Raw genomic sequence first — 14015 nt, forward strand, 5'->3', positions numbered from 1 at the left:
TTAGACTAAAGACTGACACACATGCTGATATCAGCAGCGACAATATAACTATCTCTCAGAGATAACCCCTTTTGCTAACAACTGCTCTATCTGCTCAACCGTCAGACCCGTTTCCTCCAGTACTTTACGGGTATGCTCTCCCAGCAGAGGTGCAGGTTTCTCATAGGTGATAGGCGTACCGGACATTTTCAACGGGTTAGCTACGGAAGGCGATCTGCCATTTTCAGATCCCTCATGGGCAATCTCGACTTGCATTTGACGGGCTTTAATCTGAGGGTCATCAAAGGCTTCCCCAATATTGTTAATAGGTCCGCAAGGTACCGAAAGAGCCTCCAGGGCAGTAATCCAATCCAGGGTTGTTCGCATCTGAATCAGAGGTTCAAGAATACCCAGCAACACTTCGCGATTGGCGACCCGCTGAGCATTCGTCATGAAACGCTCATCCTGTGCCAGGTTTGGCTTGCCGGCTTCCTGGCAGAATTTAGCAAACTGAGCATCGTTACCCACCGCCAGAACCATATAGCCATCAGCAGTTTTGAAGCTCTGATAGGGCACAATATTGGGATGGGCATTACCAAGACGTGTAGGTGAGTTACCGGACACCAGATAGTTCATTGCCTGATTGGCAAGGCAGGCAACCTGCACATCCATCAGTGCGATATCAATATACTGACCCTGGCCGGTTTGCTCCCGTGATGCCAACGCTGCCAGCACACCCGTTGTGGCATACATTCCCGTCAGAATATCTGTCAGGGCCACCCCCACTTTCTGCGGGCCGGCGCCGGGACGGCCATCTTTCTCACCGGTAATACTCATCAGGCCACTCATCGCCTGAATCAGAAAATCGTAGCCAGCACGTTTAGCATAGGGTCCGTCCTGGCCAAAACCAGTAATAGAGCAATAGATTAACCGAGGGTTAACTGCTTTCAGGCTTTCATAATCCAAACCATATTTTTTCAATCCACCGACTTTGTAATTCTCCAGTAAAATATCACTCTCTGCCGCCAGGCTTCTAATGATTCCCTGCCCCTGAGGGCTGGTGATATCTAACGCTAAGGAGCGCTTACTACGATTTGCACACAAGTAATAAGCAGCTTCGCCGCGGGGGTCATGAGTAACCGGCATCCACGGAGGCCCCCAGCTACGGGTATCATCGCCGCGTAATGGTCGCTCGATTTTAATCACATCAGCTCCCAAATCTGCCAACACCTGGCCAGCCCAGGGGCCGGCCAGAATACGGCTCATATCCAGTACCCGAACATGAGATAGCGCGCCCATAAGAATCTCCCTAATTCGCACGCTGCTCCTGAATTGGAGTAGCTTTTCGCTTTATTATTTATTTTATCTTTAGCAAATTAACGAGACGGGAATGATAATTACAATATATAGTAGGTATAGTTTTAATAACTAACATGAATGGTGAGGCATGGATATTAAGCGCCTGAAGTATTTCTGCGCACTGGCACAGATTGGTAACTTCACTCACACGGCAACCTACCTTGGTATTGCTCAGCCAGCATTGAGTATGGCGATCAAGAAACTGGAAGAAGAGGTTGACCTGAAACTGGTCAACCGGGCTGAACGTAAGATGGCGCTAACCTCTGATGGTAAGGTGTTGCTGCGTCACGCTCAAAAAATTCTTGCTGCAGTAGGCGATGCCGAACTGGAACTACAGGAGCTGAAAGGCTGTGAAACCGGCACCATTCAGTTTGGTGCATCCAGTATGCTCAGTTCCTATTATCTCCCTGAAATACTGGCTCAGTTTAAACGCCAGTACCCAAGAGTTCGGATCAATCTGGTGGAGGCCGGCACTGCATCTCTGCAGCAGATGCTGCTTGAGGGTGAACTGGATATCGCTCTGGTACGGCTGGACCGACCCCACGAACAGATCCGCAGCGTAGAGCTGTTTCATGAAGAGATCGTCGCTTGTGTACCTGATGACCATCCACTAGCCAATCATGCCACAATCACATTAGATACTTTTTGCCGGGAACCACTGATTCTGTTTCGGGAGGGCTACTTTCTTCGGGAAGCGGTCAGTAAATACTCCAAGCAGCAACATATTAAGCTGGATATTCGCTTTGAAACTAATCTGATTGAGTTGCTGAAGTCGATGGTGAGCAACGGAGTCGGTATCAGTACAGTACTGTCTGGTATTATTCGGCCGGAGGATAACCTGAAGGCGATCCCGTTTGATTCAAGAATCCCGTTGAATATCGGGCTTGGCTGGAAGAGAAATCACTATCTCTCCAAGGCAAGCCGTGCTTTTGTTGATTTTATGCAGGAGCATCTGACTGAAAATCTGATCAGCGAATCCAGTAATACGGCCACACCAACCAGACCTGTGCCTCATATCCTGCCACTCCCCATCAGGGAGGAGCCCTGACAGGCGCTAGCCGATGTAGCGCAGGCGACAATTCCGGCCCTGCGCTTTACTGCGATACATAGCCACATCTGCATTTTTAATCAGCTGTTTGGCATCGATACCATCATCCGGATAGATGGTCAGGCCTATACTTGCAGAGATATTCAGTGTTACACCATGGATGACAACAGGCACAATGACTGCCTGTAAAACTTTATCAGCTACCCACTCTGCAGCCTCATAACCTGCGATGTCCGGCAGGATGATATTAAATTCATCCCCCCCAATCCTGGCGATAACATCACTCTCACGAAGAGTGCTTTGCAGGCGGACAGCAACCTCTTTCAGCAGCTCATCTCCCACCTCATGGCCGTGGTCATCGTTCACCGACTTGAAGTGATCCAGATCCAGATACATCAGAGCCAGAGACTGCTGCTGCCGTTGCGCCTGTTTCAGGGCAATATCCAGCCGATCCTTGAAGAGGCGCCGGTTGGCTAATCCCGTCAGTGCATCATAGAAAGCCAATCGCTCCATGCGCTCCTGCTCCTGTTTCAGGGCTGTAATATCTTCACTGACATAGACCAGATGAGTCACAGCATTCTCACCATTACGAATCGGTGCTACAGAACTCATGACCCAGAAAGACTTTCCGTTACAACCTTTAATTCTCCGCTCTCCGTGCCAGACATCACCGGCCTGAACAGTGTCACGGATATTATTCTGTAGCTCCGGCTCCTCGTCATCAGTTGACAGCAACCCTACATGCTGTCCTTTCAGCTGGCTCGCACGGTAGCCGGTGGCTTCAATAAGGCTATGGTTGACGTAGTCAATCTGCTGATCACTATCCGTTATCATGACAAAGCTGGCTGAATGCTCCACCGCCTGAGAAAGCTGAGACAGCTGCTCATCCATTTTGGCGGCTTCAATCGCAATGGCTCCCAGATGAGCATTGACCATCATAAGCTCCATCTGATCGCGAGTTGGCTCAGATGGTGATGAGTAGTAGACAGCAAATGTCCCCAACACTTTGCCCTGACGATTCTTAATCGGCATCGACCAACAGGCAGCCAGCCCCGCCCGGGAGGCAAGATCAGCAAAACCAGCCCAGTAAGGATGCTTTCGGATATCTCTGACAATAACAGGGCGGCCTGTATAAGCCGCCGTACCGCATGAACCGGCACCTTCACCTATCGACAGGCCACTCACCGCCTTATTATAGAAACCTGGTAAGCTAGGCGCAGCACCCAGCTGAAGCGTATTGCTAAGCTCGTCAACCAGCAATACAGAGCAGTAAATCCCCGGATAAAGTGTTTCAGTAAAGGTTACCAGCTCAGAAAAAATATCTGACAAGGGGGACCCTTCCGCCAGTTTTTCCAACACCATATTGCGATGCGTATCGATCTGCTGCATGCGGTTATCCGACGTTATATCCTCACTTATTGTTAGCACCCCACCAAACCGGTCACAGCAGTCCAGCAAGGGGAGTTTCAACGTTTCAATTAAATGGGATTCACCACTCACTCCTGTCAACCAGCGCGACTGTGAGTGTCGGGCGTTAGATAAGCGAACCTGCTCATCCTGCTGCTCCATGGAGAGATAAGTCTCTTTATCCGCAAAAAGATCCCGTGCATGTTTGCCTATCACCTCATTCCGGGAAAGCCCCAGAAAATCCAGATAACTTTGATTGCATTCAATGTAACAGCCATGCTGATCCTTAGCGGCAATAAGTAACGGCAGGTGGTCCATCAGGTTTCGTAGTACCTGATGGCTTTCCGACAGGCTCTGACACTCATCCTCTTTCAGTCTAAGCTGAGTAAGATGTTTCTGTTTAAATTGCTGAAGGCGCCATAGCTGAACAGTCAACACAACGCATAAAATACTGGTCAGCACCAGCCCGCCAAGCAGAAGACTGTTACCCCCAAATGTTCCGGGTGAAGCGATAAAACCTGAGATATTCAATGATGTTATCTCTTATTTGGGAGTCGGTGACTGACTCGTTAAAGCCATATAGAAAAATCGTCATGCCCCCTGCAGGTATGAAGCAATTACCACGATCTATTCTTACTGATTATATATTAGTAATGTTTTCCCGGTCTGTGATATCAATCTAAAAAAACGTACCAAGTAGCCCATAGCGGCACCTTCCATAGCAGCGAAAGCCACGACCGGTTCACGCTCAGATACAAGATAGCTCAGCACAACAGGAATAGATGGTCTACCCTTTCTATCAGATACGGTGATTTACAGCATCCGAAGGAGGTCTTTATGTTTCAACACCTATTTGGGGTGATCTATCACCCAAAAGCCCAGTGGGAGGAGATTCGTGAAGAGAAATACACTTGAGTTGACTGCTATAAAAACGATCTGGTTTGGCTGGCAGCTATACCTCCCCTGTGTATGTTCATTGGCACCACTCAGATGGGTTGGAGTGTTGGTGGTGGCGAATATATAAAAATGACGCTTGCCAGTGCATTCCCCATATCCGTCGCCTTCTACTTTGCTTTGCTGACCGGCGTTTATGTGATGGCTAAATCTGTGCACTGGATGGAGCAAACCTATGGTGCCGACACCAGCTTTGACCGGTGCATGGTGCTGACAACTTATACCTCAACCCCCTTATTTATAGCCGGTTTTTCAGGGCTCTGGCCCGTTCTTTGGTTTGTGGTATTTGCAGGACTTCTCGCCATGGCTTATACCATTTATTTACTCTATAACGGCGTAGAAACTGTAATGGATATCCCGGAAGAACAGGCATTTATGTTCGGAACATCAATTCTGACCGTTGGTCTTGTGGTATTGGTGGGTATGATCGTGACCAGCGCTGCACTCTGGGGGATGGGGATGATGCCTGTCTTTACCCAGTAGCAGGAAATCCTGCCTTCCTGTTATCTCCCAAACACCTATCTCCCAAACACCCCACACCCCGTCACATGGATGTGACTCCCCTGGTTTCGGGCTCTGTTTTTTTGTGTTCCCTGTTAATCCTTTCATGACCTTTACGGATGAATTACCTACAATTCAGCCTAACCGTATCAATAGCCTCTGCCCGTACCGGAATTCGCATGACCCGAAAGAAACAAAGTATGACTTCGAAGAATTCACCTCTGCCCTACCGGGACGGAGTACCGCCAAGCTACCTGATTTTACCCTGTGATGAAGAGCACCCTAAAGGTCGCTGGCCAAATCTGCTGAGTTTTCTGCAACATCGCTTTCCTCATATAGATCCCGAACTACTGCGCCAGCGCTTAGCAAAAGGCGATCTGATGAACAATAACGGGGAACCCCTGTCCGAAGATGCGGCGTTTATCGCTGGTATGAAAATCTGGTACTACCGCGAAGTACCGGATGAACGGCCGGTGCCTTTTCAGGAAGACATTATTTATGAAGATGACCTGATCGTCATTGCTGATAAACCGCACTGGCTATCAACGATCCCTTCGGGACGTCATCTGAAAGAAACCCTGCTGATTCGCCTGAGAAACAGACTGCAACTGCCCGACCTGGTTCCGGCTCATCGACTGGACCGGGAAACCGCAGGTCTGGTACTTCTCTGTAAGCAACCGCAACACAGAGGCGCATATCAGACGATGTTCCAACAGCGGCAAGTAAAGAAAACCTATCGTGCTGTAGCAGGTATCAATCCAGAGCTGAAGCTGCCACGGATTCACCGGAGCCTGATGGTGAAAGGGGATTACTTTTTCACCATGAAAGAAGAAAAAGGCGAGCCTAACAGCGAAACAGCCATCACACTGCTGACCAGACAAGGAGATAGAGCACTTTACGAAATGAAGCCACATACCGGACGCCAGCACCAACTGAGGTTACACCTATCCGCAATGGGTATCGGTATAGAGAACGACCCCTGGTATCCCAACGTTCAGCCGGAAGCAGATCACGATGATTACAATACACCACTTCAGTTGCTCGCTTATACATTGGAGTTTACCGACCCAGTTACCGGCGAAGATCGCTTTTTTAAAAGCAACCGGCAACTGACGATTCCACATCCGGCAACCTGATTCATCGGTTTTGAATCAGTGGGATAAATCCCCCTATACTGTAAAAATGCCTGACTAAAGCAAGGAGAGTCTCATGTACAAGCTCGCTTTTTTCGTTCCGGAATCCCATCTTGAACCAGTTAAGAGTGCGGTTTTTGATACGGGTGCCGGCCGTATCGGCCACTATGAACATTGCTGCTGGCAAATTAAAGGGCAAGGGCAGTTCCGGCCCCTGGCGGGCAGCCACCCTCACATCGGAGCACAGGGTAAACTGGAAATGGTGGAAGAGTATCGGGTAGAACTAGTGTGTGAGGACAGTCTGATCCGGCAGGCAGTTGCCGCGATGAAGCTGGCTCATCCATATGAAGAACCAGCCTATGACGTCATTCGACTGGAAGCGCTATAAAGCCATTCAGAGGGCAACCTAAGAAAATAAAAACCCTCATCAACAGGCTTTTTCGGCTTCTATCGCAGCATAAAAGCGATCACGATCTTCCTGATTAACATCACACTGATGCATCGGAAAGCTGCCTTTTCTGCGATCTTCAAAATAGAGGCGCAACGTCTTTTCGATGGTTGGGAATGCTAACTCCCCCCAGGGGATATCTTCTTCCGCAAAGAGCTCAACCTCAAGACTTTCCGGCCCGGCAGCGTACTCAGGTTTTGGCATATCCGCCAGAAACATCATATAAACCTGGCTGATCACCGTCGTGTCGATTAACACATAAAGATGACTGATATCCACCTTCGCCTGAGCTTCTTCCCAAGTCTCACGAGCAGCCGCTTCAACCGTAGTTTCTTCGTTTTCCATAAAGCCCGCGGGAAGCGTCCAATAGCCTATACGCGGCTCAATGGCACGCTTACAGAGCAAAACTTTATCACCATAAACCGGAACAGTACCCGCTACAATCTTAGGGTTGTGATAATGAATCGTATGGCAGGCATCGCAGATGTGGCGGGGACGGTTATCATCATCCGGTATGCCGATCCGAACTTTCTCACCGCATTCACTACAAAAATTCATCCTAAAAACGGTCCTTTATCCGGGGGCTCCCGCTCTTTAACGAGGCCTCAATTATCAGACTGATATCATCAGAGGGCATTGGCCTCTGCCGTATGAATTCACAGAATACGGCAGAAATTACAAATTGACTAGCGTCAAACTTTTCCCTGTGGCGGGTTTCTCCTTTACTATAAACAGTCTCCTAGATAACAGGGATAAAGCGTTGTGACTGCTGAACGACCCAACGATCCGATCCATCAAGAAACAAAGATATCAGCCGGGCAACCGACTGATTATCTGGCACGACTCCGTGAGAAACTCACTCACTTTACGCCCTCCCGTATCAAGGGGCCTCATCCTGATGCTGCAGTACTTATCGCCCTGACCGATGATCCCTTTGACCCGGAGATTATTCTTACCCGGAGAGCTTCCCACCTGTCCAGCCACTCAGGCCAGGTCGCCTTTCCCGGTGGTATGCGTGATAAAACAGACCGGAACCTGAAGCATACAGCATTGCGCGAAAGTGAAGAAGAAGTCGCCATGCCACCTGAACATGTAGAGATCATCGGCAAGTTAAATCAGGTGGTATCCCATATGGGAGTCCGTGTTACGCCTTGGGTTGGTATTGTCCCTGCAAATATAGAGCTGACCGCCAATGAAGATGAGCTAGACGCTATTTTCCGTGTCCCTCTGAGCTTCTTTCTAAGGGATGAGCGCCACCATACCGACGTGATTCCTGTAGAAAAGCGCGCTATCTACGTTCCCTGTTATCATTTTGATGAATTTGTTATCTGGGGACTTTCTGCCATGATGCTGGTGGATCTTCTGGATACCGGTATCGGGGCTGATATATCCCTGACTAAAGCACCGGAGCCCGGCAGTCCACTACGCCACCTTGAGCCCAGCAAGCATCGACGGGTGAGCGAGTAAACAGCCAAAAGAACAAAAAATAAAAAACACAAAAATAAAAAGGAGCCAATCGTGATTTATGACCTTGGAGATAAACGCACCGAATTCGCCTCTGCAGAGCACTTTGTCGCCCCCAGTGCTGATCTGATCGGTGATATCAGAATAGAACACCAGGCCAGTGTGTGGTTTAACGTCACTATTAGAGCAGATAACGACCGAATTACCATCGGTGAACAATCTAACGTACAGGACGGGTCAGTACTGCATGTTGATAACAATATGCCACTAACACTGGGCAAAGGGGTTACAATTGGCCATAAGGTAATGTTGCATGGTTGCGACATTGGTGATTACAGTCTGGTGGGTATGAATGCGGTCGTTTTAAATGGTGCGAAAGTTGGTAAATACTGCATAATTGGCGCAGGTGCTGTCGTCAAAGAAGGCATGGAGATCCCGGATGGATCTCTGGTCGTTGGAGCCCCGGCGGTGATTAAACGTCAGATTACAGAGTCACAATACGCTATGCTGGAGGCCAGTGCTCAACACTATGTGGATAATGCCGCACTTTATCGGGAACAGCTTAAGCCCAGATCGGACTATTAGGCCGGTATAAGCCGGGCTTCATAAACAGCCCTAAAAGCAGTTTGCTTTTGCTATAGCGGCGCTTGCCAGAGGTCTCTTCGGCCTGGCAGACAACAGATGATTTCTATTGGAGTTTTTTGTGAATCATAAAGAATCTCTGTCTCAGGCCATACAACCTAAGGCAAATGAAACCAGAGCCACGCCATCACCTTGCGTCAGCCTTTGTGCGCTCAATGATGAAGGTTTTTGCATAGGTTGTTATCGTGATGGTAATGAAATTCGCCTTTGGAATACCTACAGTGATAACCAGAAGCGCCAGGTATTAAATAGCTGTCAGCGCCGGGCCAGTCTCGACCAGGCATTTATCACCTTGTAAGCGACATTCAGCTCTACCCGGTTGTGAAGAATCGTGCCTACGCCACTAAAAATAATTATCTTCACATCCGGTTTTCGGCACGACCTATCAGCCCCGATCTCTCATTTCGTATTTTCTCTTTTGTTGTCACCGGGAGCCTCTTCCGGTTTGGCAGAATCACCTAAAGGATCTGATTTATGACCCGTATCGGCACTTCACCTTCTATTGGAACCCCGCTCAGCCCTACCGCCACCCGTGTTCTGATGTGCGGCTCAGGTGAACTGGGTAAAGAAGTCGTCATTGAACTTCAACGCCTTGGCTGCGAAGTGATCGCCGTTGATCGCTACAAGAATGCACCAGCCATGCAGGTTGCCCACCGCAGCCATGTGGTTTCTATGCTGGATGGTGACGCCCTACGCCAAGTGATTGAGCAGGAGCAGCCACATCTGATCGTACCGGAAATTGAAGCGATCGCCACCGATACGCTGGCGGAGCTGGAAAAAGAAGGTTTCAACGTGGTGCCGACTGCCCGTGCCACCCAGCTGACCATGAACCGTGAAGGCATCCGCCGTCTGGCGGCAGAAGAACTGGGGCTTTCCACCTCGCCTTACAAGTTCGCTGCGACCAAAGAGGAGTATCTGGCGGCGATTAAAGAAGTGGGCATCCCCTGCGTGGTGAAGCCGATCATGTCCAGCTCCGGTAAAGGCCAGAGCCTGGTGCGCTCTGATGCAGATCTGGATCACGCCTGGGATTACGCTCAGGAAGGTGGTCGTGCCGGTGCCGGTAAAGTGATCGTGGAGGGTTTTGTCGATTTTGATTACGAGATCACTCTGCTGACCGTTCGTCATGAAGGTGGCACTTCCTTCTGTGCACCAATCGGTCATCGCCAGGAGAGAGGCGACTACCGCGAGTCCTGGCAACCCCAGGCGATGTCCGACAAAGCACTGGCGGAGTCCCAACGCATCGGTAAAGCGATCACCGATGCTCTGGGCGGTCGCGGCCTGTTTGGTGTTGAGCTGTTTGTTAAAGGTGATAACGTTTACTTCAGCGAGGTATCCCCACGTCCCCACGATACCGGTATGGTAACCCTGATCTCCCAGGATCTTTCCGAGTTTGCCCTCCACGCCCGCGCTATTCTGGGTCTGCCGATCCCCTCAATCCGCCAGTTTGGTCCGGCCGCCTCTGCGGTGATTCTGGTGGAAGGTCACTCAGAGCAGGCAAGCTTTGGCAATCTGGGTGCCGCATTAGCCGAGCCAGACACCCAGCTGCGCCTGTTCGGTAAGCCAGAGGTGAAAGGTGAGCGCCGTATGGGCGTTGCTCTGGCACTGGAAAACAGCATCGACGCCGCCGTAGAAAAAGCCAAGCGTGCCGCTGCAGCGGTTACCGTTGAGCTGTAAGTGTTGATCTGCAAAGCTTAGATCCAGACAATCAGAAGCTTTCAGCGTCACTCTCAGCAAAATTCAGGAGTGGCGCTGGGTCGAAACAGATGGAGCTGTGATGACAAATAAACTGAAACCCTGGAAGTCCCTCGATGAACAACTAGCTCTACTAGTAAACCGTGGCATGCAGGTTGATAACCCCGCTGCTGCCAAAAGCTATCTCGAACGCCTTGGCTACTACCGACTAAGCGGTTACTGGTATCCATTTAGGGCAATTAACTCTACGTACTCTCCTAATACACCAGAACCACAGCGCACCGACCTCTTTATCGAAGGCAGTCACTTTGCCGATGTCGTAATGCTTTATGTGTTCGATAAAAAACTGCGTTTATTGGCGATGGACGCTCTGGAGCGTATCGAAATGGCTGTTCGTGTCGATATCTCACACTTACTTGGCAAAACTGACCCCTATGCCCATGAAAACCCTAAGTGCCTGCACGGTCATTTCAGTAAAAAGATTCAAAAACGCGGGCCGGCAAAAGGTCGTACAGAACACGAGCTATGGCTTGAAAAGTATCGCAGTCATCTTTGGCGTTCACGCCGTGAGCCTTTTGTTGAGCATTACCAGAGTATCTACAAAAGATTGCCAATATGGGTTGCCGTGGAGGTTTGGGATTTCGGCATGATGTCAAAACTTTACGCTGGAATGAAAATTGCCGACAAGGATATCATTGCACAAAAATATGGAGCACCGGACGGCAATACTTTTACATCATGGTTACGCAGCCTGAACTTCATCAGGAATATATCCGCACATCACAGTCGGCTGTGGAATATCAACGTCTTGGAACGCTCGCCCACCCCTTCAGGCGCCGATTACTGGCAAGAGCTAAACAATGCCCGGCCTTTCTTTTATTTTTGTTTGATGCAACGCATGTTGCAAGTCATCTGTCCAGGTTCCAGCTGGTATCAACGATTAGCGGATCTTATAACAGAGTTTCCCTCACCAAATACAAATGCTATCAGCATCGAAGATTTTGGGGTTAGACAAGGATGGCAGGCATGGAGTTTATGCCCCCAGAAATGAGAACCGACGCGTACACAACAGGGTTGTGAAGAGGCGCCGGGCATATTGACGATAAGTATTAAGCAACAAGTTAAAACTGTCAAATACTTTGCCCACGCTTTACCGCATGCTCGCAAAAGAAGAATACAACCTCAATCGACGACAGCATGCTGAAGCATTAGAATAGAACGTATCATTTTGATGGCCCTCAGTTTTTACAGAGGTCATCACCCATTACACTGAATCAGAAGACAGATCCGATATGGAAAAACGTAGAGTTTTAACCGGCATCACCACCACAGGTACCCCTCACTTGGGTAACTATGTAGGTGCGATCCGCCCCGCTATCGAAGCGAGCCGTGATCCGAATAATGAATCTTTCTACTTCCTGGCTGACCTGCACGCCTTGATCAAATGCCACGATCCGAAACGGGTACAGGAATCCCGTCGTGAGATCGCCGCTACCTGGCTGGCCTTGGGTCTGGATACCGATAACTCTGTCTTCTACCGGCAGTCTGACATCCCTGAAATCACCGAACTGACCTGGCTGCTGACTTGCGTTTGTGCCAAGGGCCTGATGAATCGTGCCCACGCTTATAAAGCCGCAGTACAGGATAACGAAGCCGAGGGCGGAGCCGATCCGGATAAGGGTATTACCATGGGGCTGTTCAGCTATCCGGTACTGATGGCGGCAGATATTCTGATGTTTAACGCCACCGATGTACCGGTAGGCCGTGATCAGATTCAGCATATCGAAATGGCCCGTGACGTTGCCGGTCGTTTCAACCACATCTATAAAGGCCAGTACTTTAAGCTGCCGGAAGCCCGCATCGAAGAGAGTGTTGCGGTTCTGAACGGCCTGGATGGCCGAAAGATGAGCAAGAGCTACAACAACACGATTCCGCTATTTGTTTCTGAGAAGAAGCTACTCAAACTGATCCGCAAGATCAAAACCAACTCACTGGAGCCGGGCGAACCAAAGAACACCGAGGATTGTACTCTGTTCCAGATCTGGCAAGCCTTTGCTAACGAAAGCCAAATTGCCGATATGCGCCAGCAGTACGAAAACGGCATCGGCTGGGGCGATATGAAAAACGCTCTGTTCGAACTGGTAAACGATCACCTGAAAGAGCCTCGCAGCAAGTACGAAGAGCTGATGAATGATATGGGCTATGTCGAAGAGGTGATGCATAAAGGTGCAGAAAAAGCTCGCGCTGAAGCCGGTACCCGTATCGACCTACTGCGTAAAACCGTTGGTTTTGGGTCTTTTGTTTAGGCTCACTTCTTATATTTAGGCTGGGCTCTTAAGCTGCATGCCCTGAACACGAAAGCAAAAATCCCCGATTATGATCGGGGATTTTTTTGCATTCGCCTCTACCGCTCAGAGCAGATAGGTCAGGGCGATTCCTTATCCTGACGCTCAGCCACAACGACCTGATTACGACCTGCCAGTTTAGCGCGATAAAGGGCATTATCCGCCCGAAGAATCAGACCGGTCTGGGTCTCAGGCTGTTTATCGCTTTTCGACGCCACACCAAAGCTTGCAGTCACTACAGGGGCTACGTTACTGCTGGGGTGTTTCAGCTGCAATTCTTCAATCTCTTTCCGGCAGCGCTCAGCAAGATGTTCTGCTACATCTACGGCTTGTCCGGGAAGAATGATACAAAACTCCTCACCACCGTATCGGGCAACCTGATAACCATAGCTTTGCAGCTGAGTTCTCAGGTAATCGGATACAGCAACCAGGCACTTATCTCCAGCCTGATGCCCCAGATGATCATTATATTGCTTGAAAAAATCGATATCAAAAAACACCAGACTCAAGGGCGTTCCCTGGAGCTCTGAGCGGCGCAACTCTCTCTCCAGCATCATATTAAAGTGACGGCGATTAGCAATACCGGTCAGCTCATCGGTCAGTGCCATCTGATTCAGTTTTTCAGCTTGCTTGTTCAGCAAGGCTTCACGTCGCACCATAGAACTGACGTCCTGCACCTCAATCAAACAGAAGCGCTTACCATCTGACAGCATAGGCTGCACACGAATAGATTGGGAAAAACGCTCACGACGTGCGCCTTGCCCCCGAAACAATGGCAACGGAGACCGGTTAAGGCCCGGGGATAAAAGTGACGGCAGACCTGATTTTAACGCCTGCATGACGGCTTGGTGAATGCGAAAATCCACAAGCTCAGGATAATGCTCAAATAGCACCTTACCCTGCAGGTCTTCCGAAGTATCAAAGGCTTTATTGAGCCAATGGTTAATAAAATGAACCCGGTATTCTTCATCCAGAATCATGACGCCAGACTGAAGTACTGACAACGCCCGTTCAAAAAGCTGCATATGTGTTTTAAAGTCCTT

General features: G+C 49.6%; 14 protein-coding genes. 10 read left to right on the plus strand and 4 right to left on the minus strand.

Going from position 1 to position 14015, the window contains the following annotated elements; genetic code table 11:
• Positions 1-48: 48 nt before the first annotated feature.
• Positions 49-1278, minus strand: coding sequence for a CaiB/BaiF CoA transferase family protein (locus BTA35_RS08760; RefSeq protein ID WP_078319439.1), 1230 nt, complete (start codon positions 1276-1278; stop codon positions 49-51).
• 148 nt (positions 1279-1426) lie between these two features.
• Between BTA35_RS08760 and BTA35_RS08765 the strand changes: the two genes are divergently transcribed.
• Positions 1427-2386: a LysR family transcriptional regulator gene (locus tag BTA35_RS08765; RefSeq protein WP_078319440.1), complete on the plus strand. Its 960-nt coding sequence runs from the start codon at positions 1427-1429 to the stop codon at positions 2384-2386.
• Between the two features lie 6 nt (positions 2387-2392).
• Here BTA35_RS08765 and BTA35_RS08770 read toward each other — a convergent pair whose 3' ends face one another.
• Positions 2393-4324: a diguanylate cyclase domain-containing protein gene (locus BTA35_RS08770; RefSeq protein ID WP_078319441.1), complete on the minus strand. Its 1932-nt coding sequence runs from the start codon at positions 4322-4324 to the stop codon at positions 2393-2395.
• A 414-nt stretch (positions 4325-4738) separates the two neighbouring features.
• On the opposite strand from BTA35_RS08770, the gene BTA35_RS08775 reads away from it, so the two are divergent.
• From BTA35_RS08775 to BTA35_RS08785, 3 genes are all read left to right on the plus strand, one after another.
• Positions 4739-5230 carry a Yip1 family protein gene (locus BTA35_RS08775; RefSeq protein WP_274378423.1) on the plus strand — a complete coding sequence of 164 codons (492 nt, stop codon included), beginning with the start codon at positions 4739-4741 and terminating at the stop codon, positions 5228-5230.
• A 218-nt stretch (positions 5231-5448) separates the two neighbouring features.
• Complete coding sequence (locus BTA35_RS08780) at positions 5449-6384, plus strand: pseudouridine synthase (RefSeq protein ID WP_078319442.1); 936 nt, start codon at positions 5449-5451, stop codon at positions 6382-6384.
• 73 nt (positions 6385-6457) lie between these two features.
• Positions 6458-6769, plus strand: a complete 312-nt coding sequence (locus BTA35_RS08785; RefSeq protein WP_078319443.1) for a YqfO family protein — start codon at positions 6458-6460, stop codon at positions 6767-6769.
• Between the two features lie 39 nt (positions 6770-6808).
• On the opposite strand, the gene BTA35_RS08790 is transcribed toward BTA35_RS08785, so the two are convergent.
• The gene (locus tag BTA35_RS08790; RefSeq protein ID WP_078319444.1) at positions 6809-7387 is read right to left on the minus strand and encodes an NUDIX hydrolase; all 579 of its coding nucleotides are present in this window, start codon (positions 7385-7387) and stop codon (positions 6809-6811) included.
• A gap of 204 nt (positions 7388-7591) precedes the next feature.
• Here BTA35_RS08790 and BTA35_RS08795 point away from each other — a divergent pair, with 204 nt between their 5' ends.
• The 6 genes from BTA35_RS08795 (at position 7592) to BTA35_RS08820 (ending at position 12933) form a co-directional block, all read left to right on the plus strand.
• On the plus strand, positions 7592-8296 hold the full coding sequence (locus BTA35_RS08795) for a CoA pyrophosphatase (RefSeq protein WP_078319445.1): 705 nt from the start codon (positions 7592-7594) through the stop codon (positions 8294-8296).
• A 51-nt stretch (positions 8297-8347) separates the two neighbouring features.
• Positions 8348-8878 (plus strand): gamma carbonic anhydrase family protein, encoded by a 531-nt coding sequence (locus BTA35_RS08800; protein ID WP_078319446.1) that lies wholly within the window; start codon positions 8348-8350, stop codon positions 8876-8878.
• A 118-nt stretch (positions 8879-8996) separates the two neighbouring features.
• Positions 8997-9233, plus strand: coding sequence for a DUF1289 domain-containing protein (locus tag BTA35_RS08805; RefSeq protein ID WP_238377543.1), 237 nt, complete (start codon positions 8997-8999; stop codon positions 9231-9233).
• Between the two features lie 176 nt (positions 9234-9409).
• Positions 9410-10609: a formate-dependent phosphoribosylglycinamide formyltransferase gene (gene purT, locus BTA35_RS08810; RefSeq protein ID WP_078319447.1), complete on the plus strand. Its 1200-nt coding sequence runs from the start codon at positions 9410-9412 to the stop codon at positions 10607-10609.
• Between the two features lie 100 nt (positions 10610-10709).
• Positions 10710-11678 (plus strand): Abi family protein, encoded by a 969-nt coding sequence (locus tag BTA35_RS08815; protein ID WP_078319448.1) that lies wholly within the window; start codon positions 10710-10712, stop codon positions 11676-11678.
• 241 nt (positions 11679-11919) lie between these two features.
• On the plus strand, positions 11920-12933 hold the full coding sequence (locus tag BTA35_RS08820) for a tryptophan--tRNA ligase (RefSeq protein WP_078319449.1): 1014 nt from the start codon (positions 11920-11922) through the stop codon (positions 12931-12933).
• A 119-nt stretch (positions 12934-13052) separates the two neighbouring features.
• Here BTA35_RS08820 and BTA35_RS08825 read toward each other — a convergent pair whose 3' ends face one another.
• Complete coding sequence (locus BTA35_RS08825; RefSeq protein WP_078319450.1) at positions 13053-13997, minus strand: GGDEF domain-containing protein; 945 nt, start codon at positions 13995-13997, stop codon at positions 13053-13055.
• Positions 13998-14015: the final 18 nt, after the last annotated feature.

Source organism: Oceanospirillum linum (assembly GCF_001995095.2).
Classification (GTDB): domain Bacteria; phylum Pseudomonadota; class Gammaproteobacteria; order Pseudomonadales; family Halomonadaceae; genus Oceanospirillum; species Oceanospirillum linum.